The sequence below is a fragment of the Escherichia sp. E1130 genome (assembly GCF_005781065.1).
In the GTDB taxonomy this organism is placed as follows: Bacteria; Pseudomonadota; Gammaproteobacteria; order Enterobacterales; family Enterobacteriaceae; genus Escherichia.
The window spans coordinates 196,786-220,039 of the sequence record NZ_VATL01000003.1 but is presented as its reverse complement, the minus strand read 5'-3'; the positions used below and the strand labels follow the sequence as shown (position 1 = coordinate 220,039).

Genomic DNA, 23,254 nt, shown 5'->3' with positions numbered 1-23,254 from the left:
AGTTTTAAGACGCATGTCTTCCCGCAATAATCCGGCGCGTGTCGCCATCGTGATGGGGTCCAAAAGCGACTGGGCTACCATGCAGTTCGCCGCCGAAATCTTCGAAATCCTGAATGTCCCGCACCACGTTGAAGTGGTTTCTGCTCACCGTACCCCCGATAAACTGTTCAGCTTCGCCGAAAGCGCCGAAGAGAACGGTTATCAGGTGATTATTGCGGGCGCAGGCGGCGCTGCACACCTGCCGGGCATGATTGCCGCCAAAACGCTGGTGCCAGTGCTGGGCGTGCCCGTACAGAGCGCCGCACTGAGCGGTGTCGATAGCCTCTACTCCATCGTACAAATGCCGCGCGGCATTCCTGTAGGTACGCTGGCGATTGGTAAAGCAGGCGCGGCAAACGCGGCGTTACTGGCAGCACAAATTCTTGCGACTCATGATAAAGAACTGCACCAGCGTCTGAATGACTGGCGCAAAGCCCAAACCGACGAAGTGCTGGAAAACCCGGACCCGCGAGGTGCGGCATGAAACAGGTTTGCGTCCTCGGGAACGGGCAGTTAGGCCGTATGCTGCGCCAGGCTGGCGAACCGTTAGGCATTGCTGTCTGGCCGGTCGGGCTGGACGCTGAACCGGCGGCGGTGCCTTTTCAACAAAGCGTGATTACCGCTGAGATCGAACGCTGGCCGGAAACCGCATTAACCCGCGAGCTGGCGCGCCATCCGGCATTTGTAAACCGCGATGTGTTCCCGATTATTGCCGACCGTCTGACTCAGAAGCAGCTTTTCGATAAGCTCCACCTGCCGACCGCGCCGTGGCAGTTACTTGCCGATCGTAGCGAGTGGCCTGCGGTGTTTGATCGTTTAGGTGAGCTGGCGATTGTTAAGCGTCGCACTGGTGGCTATGACGGTCGCGGTCAATGGCGTTTACGCGCCGATGAAACCGAACAGTTACCGGCAGAGTGTTACGGCGAATGTATTGTCGAGCAGGGCATTAACTTCTCTGGTGAAGTGTCGCTGGTTGGCGCACGCGGCTTTGACGGCAGCACGGTGTTTTATCCGCTAACGCATAACCTGCATCAGGACGGTATTTTGCGCACCAGCGTCGCTTTCCCGCAGGCCAACGCGCAGCAGCAGGCGCAAGCTGAAGAGATGTTGTCGGCGATTATGCAGGAGCTGGGCTATGTGGGCGTGATGGCGATGGAGTGTTTTGTCACCTCGCAAGGTCTGTTGATCAACGAACTGGCACCGCGTGTGCATAACAGCGGTCACTGGACGCAAAACGGTGCCAGCATCAGCCAGTTTGAGCTGCATCTGCGGGCGATTACCAATCTGCCGTTACCGCAACCGGTAGTGAATAGTCCGTCGGTGATGATCAACCTGATTGGTAGCGATGTGAATTATGACTGGCTGAAACTGCCGCTGGTGCATCTGCACTGGTACGACAAAGAAGTCCGTCCGGGGCGTAAAGTGGGGCATCTGAATTTGACCGACAGCGACACATCGCGTCTGACCGCGACGCTGGAAGCGCTGATCCCATTACTGCCGCCGGAGTATGCCAGCGGCGTGATGTGGGCGCAGAGTAAGTTCAGTTGAGCCATATCGGGTGGCTAATTCTCGTCACCCGTCACCTCATTTCAGCCGATGCCACGGAATCAGATTATCCATTAACACCGCCAACAAAATACTAACCAGCAATCCGTTACTTAATAATGGGCGAAGCGTTAATGGCAGATCCTGTAAATAGACAGGCGGTAATCCCATTAAAAAGATCCCAACAAATAACGGTAGTGCGAGTCGATAAACATTACGCGCCGTAAAGTTAATTTGTTGGCTAAAAAGTAGCGCAGAAAAGAGTAATGGCAAATAAGACACTAACATTACCGCACTCGTTACCGGCAGCGGAATACTGCTGAATAAGCGCGTCAGTGGCGGAGTCATCGCTACCAACAAACAAATCGCACTACCGTAGAGAAATGAACGACGTGTCGCATCGCCAGTTTGCGTTAATAAACCAATAGACGAAACGAACGGCGAAAAGGGAATAATAGCCATCGGCACCGTCACCAGCGTCATCACCCCTGTGACCACGAAACTTCGACGATAACGTCTGTTTCCCGCCCCTTGTTGTGGGTAAAAAATATCAGTACCCCGGACTGCGCCATAAGTATTGCTGATATTAACCAGACCGGTAATTACCGCCGTCACAATAATCCCTGGGGATAACTTGCCTCCGCTCCCCAAGGGAAACCATTGCCAGTGCAGTTCAGAATGAATGATTGGCGATGAAGGAAAGCAGAAACGCCAAAGTAGCCAACCTAGTATTGTCCCCACCAATACCCCATAACGTGCCAAACGCTGGGGAAGAAAAATAATCATCGCCAGCACCAGACACATTACCGCTACCGACAGAGCAAACGCTGGAAACTGAATTTTAAAATTTGGGTCGGCAATACCAAACGGCAAACCTAACATTCCCTTAAAGAAGATAGTGGTAAGCTGCGCGCCCAGCATCAACATAAAAACGACCATCACGGTTGGGGTGAACAAGCGTGCCAGACGGTGACCTAACCCACTAATACCAATTAAAATAGTCAGTACGCCGGAAATCGCAATTCCTGCTACCAGACTATTGGCAATATCATTGAGCGGTGTACCTCGCGATGATTCACCCAACGTGATGGTGAGGATCGTTCCCCACCATAAACCTCCAGGCCCTTCCATAATAGCGCGGCGATGACCGAAAAATGCCTGAGCGATACAGGCTAATGCGGTTGCCAGAAATGCATATTGCGTCAGTGTCAGCAAACAGCTTTGCGGTAGCTGAAATGCCGAAAGCAACGTTGGCGGAACCACTACGGTGTTACAAAAAATGAAGAAAAACCACTGAAAACCAGACAACATATTTTCGCGGTTAAATGAAATATTAAACATAGGAACACCTGTTAAAATCGCGCCAACTGCTATCATTTATCGAATACAGATAACTTCATTCCCCACCAGCCAGGTATTAAAAACCTTGTCTGCAGCATATTTTAATTTAGCAGTAAGGGGTAATCCACGCTAATCCCTCTTCCGTAGTGGTCTTCGGTTTATATTCACATCCTACCCACCCATCGTAGTTTGATTGCGCAATTACCGTAAAGAGATATTCGTAATTAATTTCTCCGGTCCCTGGTTCGCCGCGATGTGGATTATCGGCAATTTGCAGGTGACCAATTTTATCGGCCCACTGAGTCATGGTATTGGTTAATTCACCTTCCATCCGCTGCATGTGATAAATGTCATACTGAATTTTAAAATTGCAGCAACCAACATCATCAATCAATTTCAGCGCCTGCCGAGTTCCGGTGAGATGGAAACCAGGAATATCAAAATGGTTAATAGGTTCAATCAGTAATAAAATATCTTCTTTCATCAGCATATTCGCGGCATAACGCAGGTTTGCTACAAGCGTTGCGTGAATCTGTTCACTGCTGAAACCAGCCGGCGTTTTACCGACCAGACAGTTAATTTTTTTATTACCCAGTGCACGAGCATAACGAATCGCTGCTGCTACGCCATCCCGAAACTCTTCTTCACGGCCAGGAATACAGGCAATACCCCGCTCGCCCGCCGCCCAGTCACCTGCCGGTAAATTGTGCAGCGTATGTTCGAGTTTATTACTCGCCAGCACCTGTTTTAATTCTTCAATGTCGTAGTCATAAGGGAACATAAATTCAACGCCACGAAAACCACACTGTGCAGCTTTCTCAAAACGGGCGAGAAAATCATATTCACCAAATAACATCGATAAATTAGCAGAGAAACGTAACATTATTTATCTCCCTTATTCATAGTGCATGAAGCAGGTTTCAGTCGGTGCGTCCGCTGCGTTATCGGCGATATCTTCAAATTCCATGACGTTATCCAGTTCACTACCCATCGAAATATTGGTTACACGTTCCAGCATAATTTCCACCACCACCGGGACACGGTACTGCGCCATTAAGGCTTTCGCCTGTTCAAAGGCTGGAGCAATATCTTCCGGTTTGAAAACGCGAATCGCTTTACAGCCTAAACCTTCCGCTACTTTTACGTGGTCAACGCCATAACCGTTCACATCACTGGAGTTAATATTTTCGAACGCGAGCTGTACGCAGTAATCCATATCAAATGCGCGTTGTGACTGACGAATCAGGCCGAGATAGGCGTTATTCACCAGCACATGGATGTACGGAATGTTGAACTGTGCGCCAACGGCTAATTCTTCAATCAGGAACTGGAAGTCGAAGTCACCGGAAATCGCTACCACATTACGTTCTGGATCAGCAGCACACACGCCCAGCGCCGCAGGAATGGTCCAGCCCAGCGGGCCTGCCTGACCACAGTTGATCCAGTGGCGGTCTTTAAAGACATGCAGCATTTGCGCCGCAGCGATTTGTGACAGGCCGATGGTGGTGACATAGCAAACATCACGTCCAAAGGCTTTGTTCATCTCTTCATACACGCGCTGCGGTTTCACTGGCACGTTGTCGAAGTGGGTTTTGCGCAGCAAAGTGCGTTTGCGCTGCTGGCACTCAGCAACCCACTCTTTACGGCATGGCAGACGTCCTGCTTTTTGCATCTCCTGCGCCACTTCAACCAGCAGCGTCAGCGCCGCTTTGGCGTCGGAGACAATGCCGAGATCCGGACACAGCACGCGGCCAATTTGCGTCGGTTCAATATCGATATGAACGATTTTGCGCCCTTCGGTGTATTTCTCTACCGAACCGGTATGACGGTTAGCAAAACGGTTACCGATACCAAACACCATGTCCGACGCCAGCAGCGTTGCGTTACCGTAGCGATGCGCGGTTTGCAGACCCACCATCCCGGCCATCAGTTCGTGATCGTCCGGAATACAGCCCCAGCCCATCAGCGTTGGGATCACCGGAACGCTGGTCAGTTCGGCAAACTGTTGTAACAGTGCGGCAGCATCGGCGTTGATCACCCCGCCCCCGGCAACAATCACCGGACGCTCGGCCTGGATTAACATTTCTACGGCTTTTTCGATCTGCATACGGCTGGCTGCAGGCTTGTAGACTGGCAGCGGCTCGTACATATCAGGATCAAACTCGATTTCCGCAACCTGAACGTCGAACGGTAAATCCACCAGTACCGGACCCGGACGCCCAGAACGCATCAGGTGAAATGCCTGTTGCAGCACACGAGGCACCAGCGCCGCTTCACGAACTGTAACCGCCATTTTGCTGACCGGTTTAGCAATTGCTTCAATATCTACGGCCTGAAAATCTTCTTTATGCAGACGGGCTCTCGGTGCCTGGCCGGTGATGCACAAAATAGGAATGGAATCAGCAGAAGCAGAATAGAGCGCGGTGATCATGTCAGTGCCTGCTGGTCCCGAAGTTCCCAAACAAACGCCGATATTCCCAGCCGTTGCGCGGGTATAGCCTTCCGCCATGTGCGACGCACCTTCCACGTGACGCGCCAGAATGTGACGAATACCGCCGTGCTTACGCATCGCTGAGTAGAACGGATTGATTGCAGCTCCCGGAACGCCGAAGGCAGTGGTGATACCTTCTTTCTCCAGCACATACATTGCCGCGTCAACGGCTCTCATTTTTGCCATTTTATTCCTACCTCTATTAATTGGAAAAATTTTCCAACTTTCAAATTTTGTCAAAAAAACCCGCTCCGCAGAGCGGGATGCGACAGACACTATGGATGTGCTTTCAGTCCCAACGCCGTGCTGATATCGCGGGCGGTGTCTCTGACCAGCTCACCCTGACTGACAAAACGATCTTCTGTCAGTCTTGATGAAGGCCCGGAGATGGAGATAGCGGCAACAACACTACCTACATCATCGTAAATTGCTGAAGCTATGCAATTCAGGCCTACAACATGCTCTTCTTTATCTACGGTATAGCCCAGTTCACGCGCTTGTTCCAGGTCCTTCAGCAAGGTAGGCATATCCACAAGCGTAGTTGGCGTAAACTGCTGCAAACCGGTTTGCAGAATGATGCTCATCAACTCCTCTTCCGCCAGCGGATAAAGCAGCGCCTTGCCCGCACCGGAAGCATGCAGCGGCAGACGACTGCCCAGCGGCGCACACATCCTGACCATCGATTTACACTCTAACTGACCAATTAATACCGCTTCATTGCCGTTACGAATCGCGACATTGACCGTCTCGCCGGAAAGCAGCATCAGGCGGCGCATAAACGGCCCGGCGACGGAGAGGACATCACGGTTATGGATGTACGCCGCGCCGACGTTAAAGACACCTAATCCTATATGCCACCAACCTAACTGACTGTCCTGATAGACAAAATCCGCTGCCTGTAAAACCTTTAACAGGCGAAAGGTCGTCGAGAGCGGCAAATCCAGATTGAGAGAAATATCGCTAACCGACGAACTTCCTCCACTTTTTTCCAGATATTGCAGAATCGCAATTCCCCGCTCTAACGCCTGTGCGCCCTTCTGTGCCACAGGCTCCGCCTGTCCTGGCCTGCCGCGCCGTCTAACTTCCGTCATACCTACGTTAACTCCGACCTACAAGTGAGCATAAACAATGAACAATTAGTTTATCTTATGCAAGTCGGTTGCAGGCGTCACGCAAAACAGAGTTCCTGTTCAGGAATACTTTCAACATCACAGTTGTCACTGCCGCCGCGATCGATAGTCAGAAAATCGGTGACGCGCTGCCAGGCGAAAAGCGGGTGATGCCAGACGTTACGATGATAATTCACCCCCTGCTCACCGTTGGTGATAAACGCCCGCAGCGTTGACAGGTCTGGTTTATCGTCACCTGACGCCACGACCACTACAAACACTTCACCTTTCATCGGGATAAATGCCTGAGTACCCAGCGGGTGACGTTCGAGTTCGTGGATGGTCAGCGGCAGATTCGCCGGTTGCGCGCGGTTAATGCTGATAAGCGTACGGTCTTGCTCAAGAATCTCAACCAGCGCCAAATCGTGATAGCGCTCCACCAGGCCATTGTTAATATGGAAAAAATCCCGTTGCTGCGTTTCGATAACGTCGCCATAAGCACAGAAGGCTTCCTGACTTAACGGTAATACCTGAAGTTTCATCTTTTTGTCCTTGTAACATAATTCCGTTCAACCACCGCCGACCGGTCAGCCAGGTTTCAATAACAGGCAATCTAAAACCTTAAGAGAACAACATCAATACAAAAGTTGGAATATTTTTCCAAAACTAGATTTAGCCCACAAATCACGCAGGGTTATCATGTGAAAATACAGGTAAATCAACGAACAGGAAAATCACGCAACCTGCGGATTTAAAAGGGGATACCTGAAGATGTTTGATCCAGAAACTTTGCGGACTTTCATTGCTGTTGCCGAAACGGGAAGTTTTTCAAAAGCGGCAGAACGATTATGTAAAACGACGGCGACCATCAGTTATCGCATTAAGCTTCTGGAAGAGAATACCGGAGTAGCGCTGTTTTTCCGCACGACTCGCAGCGTGACGTTGACAGCGGCTGGCGAGCATCTGCTTTGTCAGGCCAGAGACTGGCTGAGTTGGCTGGAAAGCATGCCGAGCGAGCTGCAACAGGTGAATGATGGCGTGGAACGCCAGGTGAATATCGTCATCAACAACCTGCTCTATAATTCCGAGGCCGTCGCCCAACTGCTGGCGTGGTTGAATGAACGTTACCCCTTTACCCAGTTTCACATCTCCCGACAAATCTATATGGGCGTCTGGGACTCGCTATTGTACGAAGGTTTTTCACTGGCTATCGGCGTCACGGGAACAGAAGCACTGGCAAATACTTTTAGCCTTGATCCCTTAGGTTCGGTGCAATGGCGCTTTGTCATGGCGGCAGATCATCCACTGGCAAAGGTTGAAGAGCCGCTAACAGAAGCGCAATTGCGGCCCTTTCCGGCGGTCAATATTGAAGACAGCGCCCGCACCTTAACCAAACGCGTCGCCTGGCGTTTGCCGGGACAAAAAGAGATTATTGTTCCTGATATGGAAACGAAAATCGCCGCCCATCTGGCGGGCGTTGGCATTGGTTTTTTGCCAAAATCACTTTGCCAGTCGATGATTGATAATCAACAACTGGTCAGCCGGGTAATCCCAACAATGCGCCCGCCTTCGCCATTGAGTCTGGCATGGCGTAAATTTGGCAGCGGCAAAGCGGTGGAAGATATTGTGGCCTTGTTTACCCAGCGCAGGCCGGAAATCAGTGGATTTTTAGAAATTTTCGGCAACTCACACAGTTAAAAATCAAGTTTCCTTGCGCGTTGGCGCGTAAAATAGCGCGCAAGCTGATTTGAGGTTCACTTTTTACTATGCAAGAGAGACACACGGAACAGGACTATCGTGCCCTGCTGATTGCTGATACGCCCATTATTGATGTTCGCGCCCCCATCGAGTTTGAGCAAGGCGCAATGCCCGCCGCTATCAATCTGCCGTTAATGAATAATGATGAACGCGCCGCCGTTGGCACCTGCTATAAACAGCAAGGGTCTGACGCGGCGCTGGCGCTGGGGCATAAACTGGTGGCGGGTGAAATTCGTCAGCAGCGCATGGATGCCTGGCGGGCAGCGTGTCTGCAAAATCCGCAAGGTATTCTCTGCTGCGCCCGTGGCGGTCAACGTTCACATATTGTGCAACGCTGGCTGCATGAAGCGGGGATTGATTATCCGCTGGTGGAAGGCGGTTATAAGGTACTGCGCCAGACTGCGATTCAGGCGACCATTGAACTGGCACAAAAACCGATAGTGCTGATTGGCGGTTGTACTGGCAGCGGTAAAACGCTGTTAGTGCAACAACAGCCGAACGGTGTTGATCTGGAAGGGCTGGCGCGCCATCGCGGTTCTGCTTTTGGTCGCACATTGCAGCCGCAACTTAGTCAGGCGAGTTTTGAAAACCTGCTGGCTGCCGAAATGCTAAAAACCGACGCCCGTCAGGAGCTGCGCCTGTGGGTGCTGGAAGATGAAAGCCGGATGATCGGTTCGAATCACCTGCCGGAATGCCTGCGCGAGCGAATGACTCAGGCGGCGATTGCGGTGGTAGAAGATCCGTTTGAGATCCGTCTTGAACGCCTGAACGAAGAGTATTTCTTGCGTATGCATCATGATTTTACCCACGCGTACGGCGACGAACAGGGCTGGCAGGAGTATTGCGAATACCTGCATCATGGGCTTTCAGCGATTAAGCGTCGGCTGGGGTTACAGCGCTATAACGAACTGGCTGCAAGGCTGGATGCGGCGCTGACAACGCAACTCACCACCGGCAGCACCGACGGTCATCTGGCCTGGCTGGTGCCGCTGCTTGAAGAGTATTACGACCCGATGTATCGCTATCAGCTTGAGAAAAAAGCGGAAAAAGTTGTCTTTCGCGGTGAGTGGGCGGAAGTGGCTGAATGGGTTAAGGCGCGGTGATGGGCGGTATTCTGAAACGGCGATTGTCGTGAAAACAGAATGGTTGCACCAGAATACAGATATAAGAAAACCGACATGACAGTCGGTTTTTTTATTTTTTCCGCCCAAGACTTGGTGGTTCCGGGCAGAAATGAAACAGTCCTCATCTAGCAAGTGAATTATAAGTCAGGATGCCTACATATTCAAACAGCTATGTTGGCGATACAATCCCGACGCTAGTAGCAAGACTGCCGGATGCGGCGTAAACGCCTTACCCGGCCTACAAAATCGTGAAAACTCAATATATTGCACGATCCTCGTAGGCCTGATAAGCGTAGCGCATCAGGCAATCTAACGCCTGTCATCACCCCGCAAACTGCCTGAACAGCGCCTTACCCTTAACCAGTCGCGCGCCGAGCCAGCCGCCGCAAAGTGACAGCAGCAGTGCACCGCTGCACGGCAGCACAATCCACAACCGCCAGTCCGGTTCCCACGGGAAGTCGAACACTTTCGCCTGCAACACTGCCAGCGCCGTTTCCGCACCAGTTGCGGCCACCAGACCAGAAACAAACCCGAGCATGGCGAACTCACTCCACAATGTTGTGCGCAGCAGTTTTTTGCCCGCGCCTAGGGTGCGCCACACCACCAGCTCCTGATGACGCTGACGCATTCCCACCTGCACCTGTGCCAGCAACAGCAACATACCGCAGGCGGTGACCAGCACTACCATCACTTCCAGCGCCCGACTTACCTGCTCCAGCACCTGACCGACCTGTTTTAAAATCGCGCCAATGTCTAACAGGCTAATGGTCGGGAACTGACGGTTGAGTTGCGTCAACATGCCGTTGCCATTCTCCCAGCGGAAACTGGTGAGCCAGCTTTGCGGCTGTCCATCCAGCGCCCCTTCAGGGAAAATAAAATAGAAATTAGGCCGCAGACTTTCCCAGTCCACTTTGCGCAGGCTGGTCACTTTAGCGCGGAACTCCTGGGTATCGCCCATAAAAGTCACGGTATCGCCGAGGGCAACGTTTAAGCGTTTCGCCAGCCCCTCTTCCATCGACACTTCATCGGCTTTTGGCGGCCAGTTACCGGCGACAATCGGATTATGATCGGGCCGCGTATTTTGCCAGGTAAGATTGAGTTCGCGATTAAGCGCCTCATCGTCATTACCTTCTGTCGGCTTGTCGTTAATCGCCGTCAGCCGCGCACGCACCACTGGATAAAATGATTCCGGGACTATCTGATGTTCCGCGAGGAACGCTTTTAGCGGCGTAACCTGTTCTGTGGCGATGTTGATTAAAAAGTAGTTCGGGCTTTCTGGCGGTAGCTGCTGCTGCCAGCGGTCAAGCAGATCGCCACGCAACACCAGCAGCAGCGCCAGCAGCATAAAGGAGAGCGAAAATGCCGAAAGCTGGCTTAACGTTGACCACGGCTGACGTAACAGGCGGCTGACCGCCAGGCGCAGAGGCAGCGATTTCAGCGTCATGCGGCGAAGTACATTCAGCAGCATCCAGCCCAGCACACCGCACAGCAAAGCCAGCACCACCGCGCCCGCCAGCACCGCCCACAGCAGCATACTGCCGCCCATCAGCCCGACGAGCAGCAGCACAACCACCACAGTGACAACCGGCAGATAAAACTTCAGCGGCCAGACGTTCGCTACCACATCATTACGTAGTACGCGTAAAGGCTGCGTTGCCAGCAACAGGCGGTACGGTCGTAGCCCCACCAGCAGCGAGATGACTGTCATGGTGCCGAGCGCCCACAGCCACGGCCAGAGGCTGGCAGGCGGTAGTGCGGCAGGCAGAACGGGCTTGAGCAGTACCATCAATACGCTTTCGAACAACAGGCCAATCGCCCCGCCGGTAACGGCTGAAAGCACCAGAATCATCAACCACTGACCGACGATTAACTTACGCAGTTGCGCTCGCCCTGCCCCCAGCGTTTTGAGGATCGCCACCAGATCGTAGCGACTGCGACAGTAATGATTCATCGCCACCGCCACCGCAGCCACTGCCAGCAGCAAGGTCAGAAGCGCCGAAAGCAGCAGGAACTGTTGCGAGCGTTCCATCGAGCGCCCCAGCGCGCCTTCGTCCTGTTCCAGACCGTACCAGCGTTGTTCGGGTTTAAGCTGGGGTAACAGCCATTTCTCATAGCCGTCGAGCTGATTCTCGCTGCCACCAAATTTATAGCGCCAGGTGACCCGACTCCCCGGCTGCACGGCTCCGGTTTTATCGACATCCGCCAGATTCATCATCAGGCGTGGGGCTATCTGGAAGGGGTTAAAACCGGAATCCGGTTCCTGAATCACTTCTCCGGCGATCCGCAGCGTGGCATCGCCCACGTCGATGGTATCGCCGATTTTCAGGTTAAGCAGTGCCATCAGGCGTGGGGCCAGCAACACGCTGCCCGCCTGCGGTTTCAGGCCAGGGGGATTAGTTTGCAGATCGCCATACATCGGGTAGATCTCATCCACCGCTTTGACGTTCGCCAGCTGCGGTGTGTCGCCTGCAAATGTCATCGTGGCGAAAGTCAGCTGCTTGCCGACTTTCAGGCCGCGCTTTTGCGCTTCCTCCAGCCACGCTTGCGGCACTTCGCGCGAACTGCGCAACGCCCGATCGCCCGCCATAAACTCCCGGCTTTGCTGGCTTAAACCTTTCTCCATGCGATCGCTGATATTGCCCAGCGCCAGCACGCAGGCCACCGCCAGGCTTAGCGCCAGCCAGACAATTAATAGCGACGGCGAGCGCCATTCGCGCCAGAACCAACGTGCAATCATGCTTCCTCCTGCAACTGCCCGTTCACCAGCCGTAAGCAGCGGTCGCAGCGTGCCGCCAGTTGCAGGTCGTGGGTCACCATAATCAACGTGGTGCCATGCTCACGGTTAAGGGAAAACAGCAGGTCGGCAATTTTATCGCCCGTCTGGCGGTCAAGATTGCCGGTAGGTTCATCAGCAAATAGCACATCTGGCCGACCGTTAAAGGCACGCGCCAGCGCGACACGTTGCTGTTCGCCGCCGGAAAGCTGTGCCGGAAGATGATCAAGACGTTTGCCCAGCCCTAACTGTTCGAGCAATGCTTTCGCCCCGTTACGACTTTCCGCGCTACTCTCACCGCGCAGCAGCGCCGGAAGCTCGACGTTTTCCAGCGCGTTAAGGGTCGGAATTAACATAAATGACTGAAAAACAAAGCCTACATGCTTCGCGCGCAACTTTGCCCGCGCTTCTTCGTCCATATTATGTAGCGGTTGTCCTACCAGATTCACTTCGCCACTGCTACCGTCATCCAGCCCGGCGAGGATCGCCAGCAAGGTTGACTTACCCGATCCCGACTCGCCCACCAGCGCGATGGTTTCGCCACGTTTGACAACCAGCTCAACTCCGGTGAGGATGGAGAGTTCATGCTCCCCCTGACCGACGGACTTCTTAAGATGATGAACTTCAACAATGTTTTCCGCTGGCATTTGCCCTTCCTGTTCCTGGTCCTGTTAACTTTCCGTGCCGCCGCAGCGGACACGTTATTAATTCTGGGTGATAGCCTGAGCGCCGGGTATCGAATGTCTGCCAGCGCGGCCTGGCCTGCCTTGTTGAATGATAAGTGGCAGAGCAAAACGTCGGTAGTCAATGCCAGCATCAGCGGCGACACCTCGCAACAAGGGCTGGCGCGCCTTCCGGCTCTGCTGAAACAGCATCAGCCGCGCTGGGTGCTGGTTGAACTGGGCGGCAATGACGGTTTGCGTGGTTTTCAGCCACAACAAACCGAGCACACGCTGCGCCAGATTTTGCAGGATGTCAAAGCCGCCAACGCTGAACCATTGTTAATGCAAATACGTCTGCCTGCAAACTATGGTCGCCGTTATAATGAAGCCTTTAGCGCCATTTACCCCAAACTCGCCAAAGAGTTTGATGTTCCGCTGCTGCCCTTTTTTATGGAAGAGGTCTACCTCAAGCCACAATGGATGCAGGATGACGGTATTCATCCCAACCGCGACGCCCAGCCGTTTATTGCCGACTGGATGGCGAAGCAGTTGCAGCCTTTAGTAAATCATGACTCATAAAGCAACGGAGATCCTGACAGGTAAAGTTATGCAAAAATCGGTCTTAATTACCGGATGTTCCAGTGGAATTGGCCTGGAAAGCGCGCTCGAATTAAAACGCCAGGGTTTTCATGTGCTGGCAGGTTGCCGGAAACCGGATGATGTTGAGCGCATGAACAATATGGGATTCACCGGCGTGTTGATCGATCTGGATTCGCCAGAAAGTGTTGATCGCGCAGCCGACGAAGTGATCGCCCTGACCGATAATTGTCTGTATGGGATCTTTAACAATGCCGGATTCGGCATGTATGGCCCCCTTTCCACCATCAGCCGTGCGCAGATGGAACAGCAGTTTTCCGCCAACTTTTTCGGCGCACACCAGCTCACCATGCGCCTGTTACCGGCTATGTTGCCGCACGGTGAAGGGCGTATTGTGATGACCTCATCGGTGATGGGATTAATCTCCACGCCGGGCCGCGGCGCTTACGCGGCCAGTAAATATGCGCTGGAGGCGTGGTCAGACGCACTGCGCATGGAACTGCGCCACAGCGGAATCAAGGTCAGCCTGGTTGAGCCAGGACCCATTCGTACTCGTTTCACCGACAACGTCAACCAGACGCAAAGCGATAAACCGGTCGAAAACCCCGGCATCGCCGCCCGCTTTACGTTGGGGCCGGAAGCGGTGGTTGCCAAAGTGCGCCATGCTTTTATCAGCGAGAAGCCGAAGATGCGCTATCCGGTGACGCTGGTGACCTGGGCAGTCATGGTGCTTAAGCGCCTGCTGCCGGGGTGCGCGATGGACAAAATATTGCAGGGGTGAGTTGAAGCGCGCGCTTAAGCCCCCATGTCAAAGAAAATATCGACAACAGAGAGCGACTCCATGTCCGTAGAAAATATTGTCAACATTAACGAATCTAACCTGCAACAGGTTCTTGAACAGTCAATGACCACACCTGTGCTGTTCTATTTTTGGTCTGAACGTAGCCAGCACTGTTTGCAGTTAACCCCAATTCTGGAAAGCCTCGCGGCGCAGTACAACGGGCAATTTATTCTGGCGAAGCTGGACTGCGACGCGGAGCAGATGATTGCCGCCCAGTTTGGTCTGCGCGCGATTCCGACCGTGTATCTGTTCCAGAACGGGCAACCGGTAGACGGCTTCCAGGGACCGCAACCGGAAGAAGCGATCCGCGCCCTGCTGGATAAAGTGCTGCCGCGTGAAGAAGAGCTGAAAGCCCAGCAGGCGATGCAACTGATGCAGGAAGGCAATTACACCGACGCCCTGCCATTGCTGAAAGACGCCTGGCAGTTGTCGAATCAGAACGGGGAAATCGGTCTGCTGCTGGCAGAAACGCTGATTGCGCTGAACCGTTCTGAAGATGCAGAAGCCGTGCTGAAAACCATTCCGTTGCAGGATCAGGACACCCGCTATCAGGGGCTGGTGGCGCAAATCGAACTGCTGAAGCAGGCGGCAGATACGCCGGAAATTCAACAGCTGCAACAGCAGGTGGCGGAGAACCCAGAAGATGCCGCACTGGCGACGCAACTGGCACTGCAACTGCATCAAGTTGGGCGCAATGAAGAGGCGCTGGAGTTACTGTTTGGGCATCTGCGTAAAGATCTCACCGCCGCAGACGGTCAGACGCGTAAAACGTTCCAGGAGATCCTCGCTGCGCTGGGTACGGGGGATGCACTGGCGTCGAAGTATCGCCGCCAGCTGTATGCGTTGTTGTATTGATTTTCCGTTGATCGGCGCATGAACCACAACGCCGGATGCGATGCTGCGCATCCGGCATCACATTATTTCTTCTTCAATTGCGTCACCACCAACTGGTGGCGCGAATTGTAAAATTTACGATAGGTTAAATAACAGGCAATAATGGTCGACAGGCTGGCGGTTGAGAGCAACATAAAGGTCACCATAATCTGATATTTAATCGCCTTCACTGGATCAATCCCGGCAAATATCAGCCCGGACATCATTCCCGGTAAACTCACTAAGCCAACCGTTTTTGCTGAATCGACCGTCGGAATTAAAGCCGCGCGAATACTGTCGCGAATCAATATCGCTGAAGCCTGTTTCGGCGTCGCCCCAAGACTCAGTTTCTCCTGAATCTGTTGCTGTTCGCTGATAAACCGCTGCCCGAGATTGTTATAACACAGCCCGACTGCCACCATCGCGTTACCGGCTATCATCCCGGCAATAGGGATCACCTGCATCGGGATAAATTCAATCGACCCTGAGAGAATCAGCACCGCCAGGGTAATTCCCGCCCCGACCGTAATGGCAATAAACGATGAGATAAACGCTTTAGCAATATATTTACTGCGTTTTTGCGCATTCCACGCCGCATTAAAGCAGATAAATAACACCATCAATAATGTCAGGCTGGCATCATCAACGCTGAAAATATATTTCAATACATAGCCGACAATAATCAGCTGAATTATCGCGCGCCCCACACTCCAGAGAATATCTTTCTCCAGCGCCAGTTTTTCTTTATGGCTAATTAAGATTGCGACAACCACCAGCATTAATGCCAGTGCCAGTGACTCGTTGGTAATATTATGCGTGTTCATAGCGTGCTTCCTGCATTTCTCCGGCATGCGGTTGCAGTGTAATCACTTTATCCGCATGATTAATTTCGTCTTTATCGTGCGTCACCCACAACACAGCAATATTTTGCTCACGTACATAGCGGTGGATCATCTCATTGACGTTGCGTTTGTTGCTTTCATCCAGCGCACTGGTGATTTCGTCGAGCAATAAAACCTTCGGCATAAATTGTAGGTTACGAATCAATGAGATGCGTTGTTTTTCACCACCAGATAGCTCGGCGATATTTTTCGTCAAAATGGTGTCCGGCAAGGAAAAACGTTCGAGAAAATCGAGAAAAATGGCCGGATCAGGCTGCTGGTTACGGATCTGCCAGGGAAAGATCAGGTTATCGTAGACCGTGTCGCCAAACAGAGCCGGCGTTTGGGCGCAGTAAGAAACTTGTTGGCGATAGGTTTCTGGCTTTAGTGTGCTGACATCCTCACCTTCAAACAGTAACGTTCCGCAGGTCGGGCTGATTAATGAAGCAACTATTTTTAGTAGCGTACTTTTACCGCAGCCAGAAGGGCCGGTAATTAACTTAAATTCGCCAGCACGCAGCGAAAAATTGATGTTATTGAGAATGTTCGTATCGCCCGCCCGATATCCAACATTTTGCAGTTGGAGCAAAAGACTATTTTCCTGCATTGCCCATCCCTTTTTCTGATTTTTACTAAAAACAGTTTATCCTCCGCAAGAATAAGGGGGAACTCTCTTTCAGTAATCAGGTATAATTTGTTTAATCAAGCAGCAATTTTGCTCTTTATGGACGGTACAACAGGAGGTTTTTCCGATGCTTATTTTTATCCCGATTCTCATTTTTGTCGCGCTGGTGATTGTTGGCGCGGGCGTCAAAATCGTGCCGCAGGGCTATCAGTGGACGGTAGAACGATTTGGTCGTTATACCAAAACATTACAGCCGGGGCTAAGTCTGGTGGTGCCGTTTATGGACCGCATTGGTCGTAAGATCAATATGATGGAGCAAGTGCTCGACATCCCATCCCAGGAAGTTATCTCGAAAGATAACGCCAACGTCACTATCGACGCCGTTTGCTTTATTCAGGTGATTGATGCCCCGCGCGCGGCTTATGAAGTTAGCAATCTGGAACTGGCAATCATCAACCTGACCATGACCAACATCCGTACCGTTCTGGGTTCGATGGAACTTGATGAAATGCTCTCTCAGCGCGACAGCATTAACTCGCGTCTGCTGCATATTGTCGATGAAGCCACTAATCCGTGGGGGATAAAAGTCACCCGTATTGAAATTCGCGATGTGCGCCCACCGGCTGAACTTATCTCTTCAATGAACGCGCAGATGAAAGCGGAACGTACCAAACGCGCTTACATCCTTGAAGCAGAAGGGATTCGTCAGGCGGAAATTCTCAAAGCCGAAGGTGAAAAACAGTCACAAATCCTGAAAGCGGAAGGTGAACGTCAGTCGGCATTCTTACAGGCCGAAGCACGTGAACGTTCTGCCGAAGCGGAAGCCCGCGCGACCCAAATGGTGTCTGAAGCCATTGCTTCTGGTGACATTCAGGCGGTGAATTACTTCGTGGCGCAGAAATACACCGAAGCGTTACAGCAGATTGGTTCCTCCAGCAACAGCAAAGTGGTGATGATGCCATTAGACGCCAGTAGCCTGATGGGATCGATTGCCGGGATTGCTGAACTGGTGAAAGACAGCGCGAACGAGCGAAATAAATCATGATCGAGATGATAGCTATCCATCCGCATATTTTTTGGCTGAGTCTCGGCGGTCTGCTGCTGGCAGCCGAGATGTTGGGCGGCAATGGTTATCTGTTGTGGAGCGGTGTCGCGGCGGTGATTACTGGCCTGGTGGTCTGGTTGCTGCCGCTGGGTTGGGAGTGGCAAGGGGTGATGTTTGCCGTCCTGACGCTACTTGCCGCCTGGCTGTGGTGGAAATGGCTGGCACGAGGCGTGCGCGAACAAAAGCACAGTGACAGTCATTTAAACCAGCGCGGACAGCAATTGATCGGCAGACGATTTGTGCTGGAATCACCGTTAGTCAACGGGCGCGGTCATATGCGCGTCGGCGACAGTTCATGGCCCGTCAGCGCCAGCGAGGATCTCGGTGCAGGTACGCATGTTGAGGTTATTGCGATTGAAGGGATAACGCTGATCATCCGTGCGGTCATCGCCTGATGCGACGCTGACGCGTCTTATCATGCCTGGAAAACTGTACCAAAACCCATGCCGGATAAGGCGCTCGCGCCGCATCCGGCATGTAGCCCCCTACATGGTGTTAATTGAATTTTCGGCTAAGGAGTGGCCATGCTTTTTCCCTTTCGAAAACCTGAAGTACGTCTGCTGAAAAATACCGCTGCGGGCGTCATTTTTTCGGTGAAGTCCGGGAAAGGATTTCTGCGCCATTGTGTGATTTACGATCCGCACCCTTGCGGGCTTATTCGTTCGCTCTGCTGGCAGGATGTCCCGTTAATACGTTTCTGGTCCGAGGCTGGCTGCCCCACCTGCGCGGAATTTGTCTACAGCGGTTTTGCGGATGATGAACAGGGAGCCGCCCGTTTTTTGTCTGCTCTCGAAAACTGGAATCGCCCGTGGTCTGGCATGACGGACGCTTTTGCCGCGCTGACACCGCTGTTCTCATGCCTGGCTGATGGCTATTATTTGCTGGAAGATCGTGAACTTTATCCAACGGATGGCAATGGGCATTTCTTTTGGGCGGCAACGGACCATAGCGCCAGTAATCCGGCAACCGTTGCCGTCTGGGATCCTGAATATTGCTATTTCTGTGATACCGCCCCCTGTTTTCTTCTTCCTGGACAGCCGCCATCACATTTTAATCCTGAGCGTGCGACGTTTTATCGCGATAAACCGGACGCCCGCGCTCTGGCCTGGTATCTCCCTGATTCCTATCTCTGCGTTCTGCTTGACGGACACCATAAAGCAACAGCCGCCGCGCTGGAAGGGCGACCGCTCAAAACACTGGTGCTCAGCACGGCAACCCATTTTAATGATGAGCAACAAACCCTGGTATTTCCTGGCGGGGAATGTCTGCACAAATCAGAGCTGCAATTCCGCATACCAAAACTCACAGCGTGGAAAACATTACCGCCCGGCGCATGGGAGAGTTTCGGCCCTGATAAGCACATCAGCCCATCCGAAACCTGGTCAGAAGAGTTGCAGCAGAGCGTCAGTCGGTACCCTTCACTGGATCAAGCCTGGCAAATTGTTGAGGCCGGGAATTTGAGCGAAACTTGTATTAAGCACATGATCCAACAAGGTTTGGGGGAGGATGAAAAGGCTGATGTAATTTTGCAGGCGCTGTTTTTCACGCACTCGCCGCTTTTTATTGACTTTGCCCGATTCGTTATCAGCCATCCGGCATACGCCATTTATCGCCCCCTCACCTTCCGGTTGATGGCGCAAAACCGAAGCCCGCAAGCAGATGCCTTTTTTCTGGATTTTGCCATCAACGATGACGGCGAACGTCCGGAGCTGACGAAAATAATGGACGACTATTTCCGCAAGCCTTAATCACCCCGCCCGATGATGACAGCAGCCGGAGAGATTTTCGATAATCGGGCAGTCGGCGCTGTCATCGCCGGGGCAGGCATTCGCCAATGCCAGTAGCTGGTCGCGCATGGCTTGCAGCTCTTCAATATGTCGCTCGATCTCCGCCACCTTCTCCAGCGTGCGCCGTTTTACATCGGCGCTATGACGCTGCGGGTCGTTAAACAGATTCACCAGTTCGCCGCTCTCTTCCAGGTTAAAGCCCACCTGGCGTGCCTGGCGCAGTAAGGTCAGTTCGTTGAGATGCTGCTGCGTGTAGGTGCGATAACCGTTTTCGCTGCGCATCGGCGGTGTCACCAGTCCCTTCTCTTCATAGAAGCGAATGGCTTTGCTGGTCAGGCCGGTAATTTTTGCCACATCGCTAATGTTCATCGTTCGCGCAACGCCTCCTGTGCTTTGTTAAAGGGTTTCAACAGATAATCCAGCACGCTTTTTTTACCCGTGCGGATATCGACCGTCGCCACCATACCGGGAAATATCGGAAACTGCTGTTTATGTTTATTTTCCAGATGGTTGCTGAAGGTGCGAATGTACACCCGATAGTAATAAACATCGCGCCGTACTTCATCCTGAATGGTGTCCGGTGAAATCACCGCAACTTCTCCTGGTAAGCCGCCATAGATGGAATAATCGTAAGCGGTTATTTTCACCAGTGATTTTTGCCCCGGATGGATAAACGCCACATCGCGCGGGGAGATTTTCGCCTCAATCAGCAGTTGCTCATCCAGCGGCACAATGGTCATGAGTTTACCACCTGGGGCGATGACGCCGCCAACCGTAGTGACGTCAATGTCTTTGACAATGCCACGCACCGGCGCGGTAAAGTCCAGCCTGGTGAGAGAGTCTTCCCGCCCGCGGATCACCGAACGCTGGGTTTCGACTTCTTCGTTGGCTTTTGCTAACTCTTCCCGTGCCTGAACGTAATATTGCGTGCGCACGTCGCTGAGTTTGTTTTCCAGTTCATTGGCCTGTCGTTGCAAACGCAGCACTTCGACGCTGCTCGCCGCCCCCTGTTTCACCAGCGGCTGGGTCATCGCCAGTTCGCGATTGACCAGGCTAATTCCTTGTGTCAGCCCGGTGGTGGCTTTGTTCAGCCCGTCGCGGCGAGTGTTGTACAACGCCGTTTCCGACTCGATAAGCTCGGGGAATTTATTCAGTTCGTCGGGGAACACCAGCGGTTTATTGCTGACTTCCGCCCGCAGCCGTGCCGAGGTTGCCAGCGCCGCGTACAGCCGCGACATTGCTTCCTGCACGTCGGATTCGGTTTTGGTGCGGTTAAGCTGCGCCAGCGGCTGGCCTTGCTCAACAATATCGCCCACTTTCACGTCGAGATGATACAAAATCCCGCCTTCCAGCGACTGCACCACCTGTTCACGCCCGGAAGGTTCTACGGTGCCGCTACCGGTAGTGACTTCATCAAGCTGGAAATACCACGCCCAGCCGAGAAAACAGAGCAGCATGACGACGGTCACACGTACCGCCAGCGCCGAGCGCGGCAGGCGGGGTTCAGTCAGGCCACGGTTATATTGCAGTTGTCCGTTCATGCGGCAGACCCCTTATTCTTCTCCTGCAACACCACCCGTCGCGCCGTGGGTTCGCCCTGTTCACGCAAAATGGCCTCTTTCGCGCCATCCATCACAATCCGCCCCTGATCCATCACGATAATGCGGTCCACCAGTTGCAGCATCGCCGTGCGGTGAGTGGCGATGACCAGCGTGCGATGTCCAATCCACTGTTTCAGTTGTTCGATTAAGTGCGCTTCCGCCATTTCGTCCAGCGAAGCGCTGGGTTCGTCGAGCAGGACGATATTCGGTTGAGAGATGAGGAGCCGCGCCAGCAGCAGCGTTTGCCGCTGACCGCCAGAGAGGCCAAATCCCCCTTCCTGAATCATGTAGTTGAGGCCGTTTTTCTGCTTCTGCACAAAGGGCAGCGCCCCGCTGAGGGTTAACGCGCGTTCGATATCTTCATCGCTGGCTTCCGGCATCCCCATCGTCAGGTTTTCCCGCAGCGAGCCGAAGAACAGTCGTCCGGTCTGGCTGAGCAACCCCATGTCGCGGCGCAGATCCGCCGGATCAAGCTGCCCAATACTGATGTTATCCAGCAACACCTGCCCCTGCTGGGCGATACGCATTCCGGCGAGCATTTGCAGCAGCGTTGATTTACCCGCGCCGTTGCGCCCGAGAATGGCGATTTTCTCTCCGGCCTGAATGTTGAGTTTGCCAATCGCCACATCGGCAATTTTCTCTTCTTCGTCGTAATAAAACACCGCGTTGCTGAACTGATAATTACCGTGCAGCACCGCTTTATGCACCAGTTTGCCGTGTTCCGGCTGATCCACCGGGCGCTTCATCAGTTCATCAAGCCCGTTACGCGCTACTTTCGCCTGCTGCCAGCGCGAGAGCACGCCGGATATCTGCGACAGCGGCGCGATGGTGCGCGAAGCCAGAATCGTCGTCCCGACCAGCGCACCGGTGGTCATGTCGCCGTTCATCACCATAAAGCAGCCCACCAACAGCACCACCACGTAAACGATGGACTGCACTTCCTGGGTCCAGGTGAGCAGCAGCCCGGTGAGAAAACGTTGCCTCATGCTGATGGACGAGGCCACGTCGTTGGTGTGGTTCCACTGATTCTGAAAACGTTGTTCGGCGCGCAGCAGTTTAATGTCTTCAATCGACTGCACGGCTTCCACAAGCGTAGCGTTGCGTACCGCTGACTCGCGCATCCCTTCGTTCGCCAGCCGCGCCAGCGGGCGTTGAATCAGCAGACCGGGGATCACCAGTAATGGCAGCGCCAGCAAAACCACCAGCACCAGCCAGCCGCCGATCATCCACAGAATAAAGACAAACAGCAGGAAGAACGGCAGATCCGCCACCGCGCCAATGGTGGTGGAAGTGATCAGTTCCCGCACCGATTCCAGTTCGCGGATCTGCGAGATAAACGATCCGGTGGATTTCGATCGCACGTTGTTTTTCAGCCGTAATGCGTGACCAAAAACGCGATCCGAAATGCGCAGATCCGCCCGCTTGCCAATCATATCCGAGAGGTGCGTGCGCACCATGCGCATACAGAACTCAAACAGAATCGCCATCATCACCCCGGCGAACAGCACCCACAGCGTCGGGTACGATTGCGCCGGAACGACGCGGTCGTAAACCTGCATCGAGAAAATCATCGCCGCCAGCGCCAGCACGTTCGCCACCAGTGAGGCCAGCATAATATCGCCGTAGCGCCGCCAGTCTTTCAGCGACAGACTCCAGAACCAGTTCACCTGATACGGGCGAATGTAGTCATCCACCCGCGCATCAGGGATGGCGCTAAGCGGGCGCAGTAGTGCCAGTTCGACGATTTTATCTTCAATATCCGCGACGTTCAGCGTGGTTTCCAGCCCTTCGTCACCGCTGAACTGAACGCTGATATTGTCGTGATTGTCGCGGCGGGTGATTACGCCAATCTGTTGATTATCAAACACCGCAATCAACGGCAGCCGCCACGGGTTAAGCGAATCGGCGGAAAACTCCACCAGCCGTAACCCCATCCCCAGTTGCCGCGCCATGTCGGTGAGCAACTCTTCCCGCTTACTGTCGCGCTCCCAGTTGACGGTTGCGCGCACGTTCTCCTGAGAAAAATCGAGGCGGTAATAACGCGCCACGACGATCATCGCCTCCAGCCAGGCTTCCACGGACTGGGCATTTTTTTTCATTAT

22 protein-coding genes are annotated in these 23,254 nt (G+C 53.2%); 10 read left to right on the top strand and 12 right to left on the bottom strand.

Annotated features, from left to right (window positions below; all coding sequences use genetic code 11):
• Nucleotides 1–13: 13 nt before the first annotated feature.
• Together purE and purK are read left to right on the top strand one after the other, a co-directional pair.
• Nucleotides 14–523, top strand: a complete 510-nt coding sequence (gene purE / locus FEK66_RS02480; protein WP_001295318.1) for a 5-(carboxyamino)imidazole ribonucleotide mutase — start codon at nucleotides 14–16, stop codon at nucleotides 521–523.
• Nucleotides 520–1,587, top strand: coding sequence for a 5-(carboxyamino)imidazole ribonucleotide synthase (purK, locus tag FEK66_RS02475; protein ID WP_135494258.1), 1,068 nt, complete (start codon nucleotides 520–522; stop codon nucleotides 1,585–1,587). The genes purE and purK overlap by 4 nt, the downstream gene beginning before the upstream one ends.
• A gap of 36 nt (nucleotides 1,588–1,623) precedes the next feature.
• On the opposite strand, the gene FEK66_RS02470 is transcribed toward purK, so the two are convergent.
• From FEK66_RS02470 to allA, 5 genes are all read right to left on the bottom strand, one after another.
• The gene (locus FEK66_RS02470) at nucleotides 1,624–2,925 is read right to left on the bottom strand and encodes a uracil/xanthine transporter (RefSeq protein WP_130206365.1); all 1,302 of its coding nucleotides are present in this window, start codon (nucleotides 2,923–2,925) and stop codon (nucleotides 1,624–1,626) included.
• A 106-nt stretch (nucleotides 2,926–3,031) separates the two neighbouring features.
• The gene (gene hyi, locus FEK66_RS02465; protein ID WP_135494260.1) at nucleotides 3,032–3,808 is read right to left on the bottom strand and encodes a hydroxypyruvate isomerase; all 777 of its coding nucleotides are present in this window, start codon (nucleotides 3,806–3,808) and stop codon (nucleotides 3,032–3,034) included.
• Nucleotides 3,809–3,820: 12 nt separating this feature from the next.
• Nucleotides 3,821–5,602, bottom strand: coding sequence for a glyoxylate carboligase (gene gcl, locus FEK66_RS02460; RefSeq protein ID WP_135494262.1), 1,782 nt, complete (start codon nucleotides 5,600–5,602; stop codon nucleotides 3,821–3,823).
• Between the two features lie 89 nt (nucleotides 5,603–5,691).
• Nucleotides 5,692–6,507: an HTH-type transcriptional repressor AllR gene (gene allR, locus FEK66_RS02455; RefSeq protein ID WP_000141275.1), complete on the bottom strand. Its 816-nt coding sequence runs from the start codon at nucleotides 6,505–6,507 to the stop codon at nucleotides 5,692–5,694.
• A 77-nt stretch (nucleotides 6,508–6,584) separates the two neighbouring features.
• A complete protein-coding gene (gene allA, locus FEK66_RS02450) occupies nucleotides 6,585–7,067 on the bottom strand; it encodes an ureidoglycolate lyase (RefSeq protein WP_130206359.1) in 483 nt (160 codons plus the stop codon).
• 229 nt (nucleotides 7,068–7,296) lie between these two features.
• Here allA and allS point away from each other — a divergent pair, with 229 nt between their 5' ends.
• Nucleotides 7,297–8,223 (top strand): HTH-type transcriptional activator AllS, encoded by a 927-nt coding sequence (gene allS, locus FEK66_RS02445; protein WP_135494264.1) that lies wholly within the window; start codon nucleotides 7,297–7,299, stop codon nucleotides 8,221–8,223.
• Between the two features lie 68 nt (nucleotides 8,224–8,291).
• Nucleotides 8,292–9,386, top strand: a complete 1,095-nt coding sequence (gene mnmH / locus FEK66_RS02440; protein WP_135494266.1) for a tRNA 2-selenouridine(34) synthase MnmH — start codon at nucleotides 8,292–8,294, stop codon at nucleotides 9,384–9,386.
• A gap of 343 nt (nucleotides 9,387–9,729) precedes the next feature.
• Here the strand turns inward: mnmH and ybbP are convergent, their stop codons facing one another.
• Nucleotides 9,730–12,144, bottom strand: a complete 2,415-nt coding sequence (ybbP, locus tag FEK66_RS02435) for a putative ABC transporter permease subunit YbbP (RefSeq protein WP_135494268.1) — start codon at nucleotides 12,142–12,144, stop codon at nucleotides 9,730–9,732.
• A complete protein-coding gene (gene ybbA, locus FEK66_RS02430; protein WP_032237096.1) occupies nucleotides 12,141–12,827 on the bottom strand; it encodes a putative ABC transporter ATP-binding protein YbbA in 687 nt (228 codons plus the stop codon). The genes ybbP and ybbA overlap by 4 nt, the downstream gene beginning before the upstream one ends.
• Here ybbA and tesA point away from each other — a divergent pair.
• The 3 genes from tesA to cnoX are packed head-to-tail and all read left to right on the top strand — an operon-like array spanning nucleotide 12,798 to nucleotide 15,135.
• A complete protein-coding gene (gene tesA / locus FEK66_RS02425; protein WP_167854234.1) occupies nucleotides 12,798–13,421 on the top strand; it encodes a multifunctional acyl-CoA thioesterase I/protease I/lysophospholipase L1 in 624 nt (207 codons plus the stop codon). The genes ybbA and tesA overlap by 30 nt on opposite strands.
• On the top strand, nucleotides 13,411–14,220 hold the full coding sequence (gene ybbO / locus FEK66_RS02420; RefSeq protein ID WP_130206351.1) for an NADP(+)-dependent aldehyde reductase: 810 nt from the start codon (nucleotides 13,411–13,413) through the stop codon (nucleotides 14,218–14,220). Before tesA ends, ybbO begins: the two co-directional genes overlap by 11 nt.
• 60 nt (nucleotides 14,221–14,280) lie before the next feature.
• The gene (gene cnoX / locus FEK66_RS02415; RefSeq protein WP_001295322.1) at nucleotides 14,281–15,135 is read left to right on the top strand and encodes a chaperedoxin; all 855 of its coding nucleotides are present in this window, start codon (nucleotides 14,281–14,283) and stop codon (nucleotides 15,133–15,135) included.
• A gap of 62 nt (nucleotides 15,136–15,197) precedes the next feature.
• On the opposite strand, the gene fetB is transcribed toward cnoX, so the two are convergent.
• Together fetB and fetA are read right to left on the bottom strand one after the other, a co-directional pair.
• The gene (gene fetB / locus FEK66_RS02410; protein ID WP_130206349.1) at nucleotides 15,198–15,977 is read right to left on the bottom strand and encodes an iron export ABC transporter permease subunit FetB; all 780 of its coding nucleotides are present in this window, start codon (nucleotides 15,975–15,977) and stop codon (nucleotides 15,198–15,200) included.
• Entirely contained in the window at nucleotides 15,964–16,641 is a 678-nt protein-coding gene (fetA, locus tag FEK66_RS02405) for an iron ABC transporter ATP-binding protein FetA (protein WP_135406163.1), read from the bottom strand. The genes fetB and fetA overlap by 14 nt, the downstream gene beginning before the upstream one ends.
• Nucleotides 16,642–16,786: 145 nt before the next feature.
• Between fetA and FEK66_RS02400 the strand changes: the two genes are divergently transcribed.
• The 3 genes from FEK66_RS02400 (at nucleotide 16,787) to FEK66_RS02390 (ending at nucleotide 19,512) form a co-directional block, all read left to right on the top strand.
• Complete coding sequence (locus FEK66_RS02400) at nucleotides 16,787–17,704, top strand: SPFH domain-containing protein (protein ID WP_000904498.1); 918 nt, start codon at nucleotides 16,787–16,789, stop codon at nucleotides 17,702–17,704.
• Entirely contained in the window at nucleotides 17,701–18,159 is a 459-nt protein-coding gene (locus tag FEK66_RS02395; protein WP_130206345.1) for an NfeD family protein, read from the top strand. The genes FEK66_RS02400 and FEK66_RS02395 overlap by 4 nt, the downstream gene beginning before the upstream one ends.
• A 129-nt stretch (nucleotides 18,160–18,288) precedes the next feature.
• A complete protein-coding gene (locus tag FEK66_RS02390) occupies nucleotides 18,289–19,512 on the top strand; it encodes a hypothetical protein (RefSeq protein ID WP_135494272.1) in 1,224 nt (407 codons plus the stop codon).
• On the opposite strand, the gene cueR is transcribed toward FEK66_RS02390, so the two are convergent.
• The 3 genes from cueR to FEK66_RS02375 are packed head-to-tail and all read right to left on the bottom strand — an operon-like array spanning nucleotide 19,513 to nucleotide 23,251.
• On the bottom strand, nucleotides 19,513–19,920 hold the full coding sequence (gene cueR, locus FEK66_RS02385) for a Cu(I)-responsive transcriptional regulator (protein WP_001026744.1): 408 nt from the start codon (nucleotides 19,918–19,920) through the stop codon (nucleotides 19,513–19,515).
• Complete coding sequence (locus tag FEK66_RS02380; RefSeq protein ID WP_130206337.1) at nucleotides 19,917–21,092, bottom strand: HlyD family type I secretion periplasmic adaptor subunit; 1,176 nt, start codon at nucleotides 21,090–21,092, stop codon at nucleotides 19,917–19,919. Before FEK66_RS02380 ends, cueR begins: the two co-directional genes overlap by 4 nt.
• The gene (locus FEK66_RS02375; RefSeq protein WP_138211401.1) at nucleotides 21,089–23,251 is read right to left on the bottom strand and encodes a type I secretion system permease/ATPase; all 2,163 of its coding nucleotides are present in this window, start codon (nucleotides 23,249–23,251) and stop codon (nucleotides 21,089–21,091) included. The genes FEK66_RS02380 and FEK66_RS02375 overlap by 4 nt, the downstream gene beginning before the upstream one ends.
• Nucleotides 23,252–23,254: the final 3 nt, after the last annotated feature.

Bases quoted from the DNA above. Each gene is read 5' to 3' on its own strand.
- purE (WP_001295318.1), top strand. From the start codon at position 14: ATGTCTTCCCGCAATAATCCGGCGCGTGTCGCCATCGTGATGGGGTCC.
- purK (WP_135494258.1), top strand. From the start codon at position 520: ATGAAACAGGTTTGCGTCCTCGGGAACGGGCAGTTAGGCCGTATGCTG.
- FEK66_RS02470 (WP_130206365.1), bottom strand. From the start codon at position 2,925: ATGTTTAATATTTCATTTAACCGCGAAAATATGTTGTCTGGTTTTCAG.
- hyi (WP_135494260.1), bottom strand. From the start codon at position 3,808: ATGTTACGTTTCTCTGCTAATTTATCGATGTTATTTGGTGAATATGAT.
- gcl (WP_135494262.1), bottom strand. From the start codon at position 5,602: ATGGCAAAAATGAGAGCCGTTGACGCGGCAATGTATGTGCTGGAGAAA.
- allR (WP_000141275.1), bottom strand. From the start codon at position 6,507: ATGACGGAAGTTAGACGGCGCGGCAGGCCAGGACAGGCGGAGCCTGTG.
- allA (WP_130206359.1), bottom strand. From the start codon at position 7,067: ATGAAACTTCAGGTATTACCGTTAAGTCAGGAAGCCTTCTGTGCTTAT.
- allS (WP_135494264.1), top strand. From the start codon at position 7,297: ATGTTTGATCCAGAAACTTTGCGGACTTTCATTGCTGTTGCCGAAACG.
- mnmH (WP_135494266.1), top strand. From the start codon at position 8,292: ATGCAAGAGAGACACACGGAACAGGACTATCGTGCCCTGCTGATTGCT.
- ybbP (WP_135494268.1), bottom strand. From the start codon at position 12,144: ATGATTGCACGTTGGTTCTGGCGCGAATGGCGCTCGCCGTCGCTATTA.
- tesA (WP_167854234.1), top strand. From the start codon at position 12,798: ATGAACTTCAACAATGTTTTCCGCTGGCATTTGCCCTTCCTGTTCCTG.
- ybbA (WP_032237096.1), bottom strand. From the start codon at position 12,827: ATGCCAGCGGAAAACATTGTTGAAGTTCATCATCTTAAGAAGTCCGTC.
- ybbO (WP_130206351.1), top strand. From the start codon at position 13,411: ATGACTCATAAAGCAACGGAGATCCTGACAGGTAAAGTTATGCAAAAA.
- cnoX (WP_001295322.1), top strand. From the start codon at position 14,281: ATGTCCGTAGAAAATATTGTCAACATTAACGAATCTAACCTGCAACAG.
- fetB (WP_130206349.1), bottom strand. From the start codon at position 15,977: ATGAACACGCATAATATTACCAACGAGTCACTGGCACTGGCATTAATG.
- fetA (WP_135406163.1), bottom strand. From the start codon at position 16,641: ATGCAGGAAAATAGTCTTTTGCTCCAACTGCAAAATGTTGGATATCGG.
- FEK66_RS02400 (WP_000904498.1), top strand. From the start codon at position 16,787: ATGCTTATTTTTATCCCGATTCTCATTTTTGTCGCGCTGGTGATTGTT.
- FEK66_RS02395 (WP_130206345.1), top strand. From the start codon at position 17,701: ATGATCGAGATGATAGCTATCCATCCGCATATTTTTTGGCTGAGTCTC.
- FEK66_RS02390 (WP_135494272.1), top strand. From the start codon at position 18,289: ATGCTTTTTCCCTTTCGAAAACCTGAAGTACGTCTGCTGAAAAATACC.
- cueR (WP_001026744.1), bottom strand. From the start codon at position 19,920: ATGAACATTAGCGATGTGGCAAAAATTACCGGCCTGACCAGCAAAGCC.
- FEK66_RS02380 (WP_130206337.1), bottom strand. From the start codon at position 21,092: ATGAACGGACAACTGCAATATAACCGTGGCCTGACTGAACCCCGCCTG.
- FEK66_RS02375 (WP_138211401.1), bottom strand. From the start codon at position 23,251: ATGAAAAAAAATGCCCAGTCCGTGGAAGCCTGGCTGGAGGCGATGATC.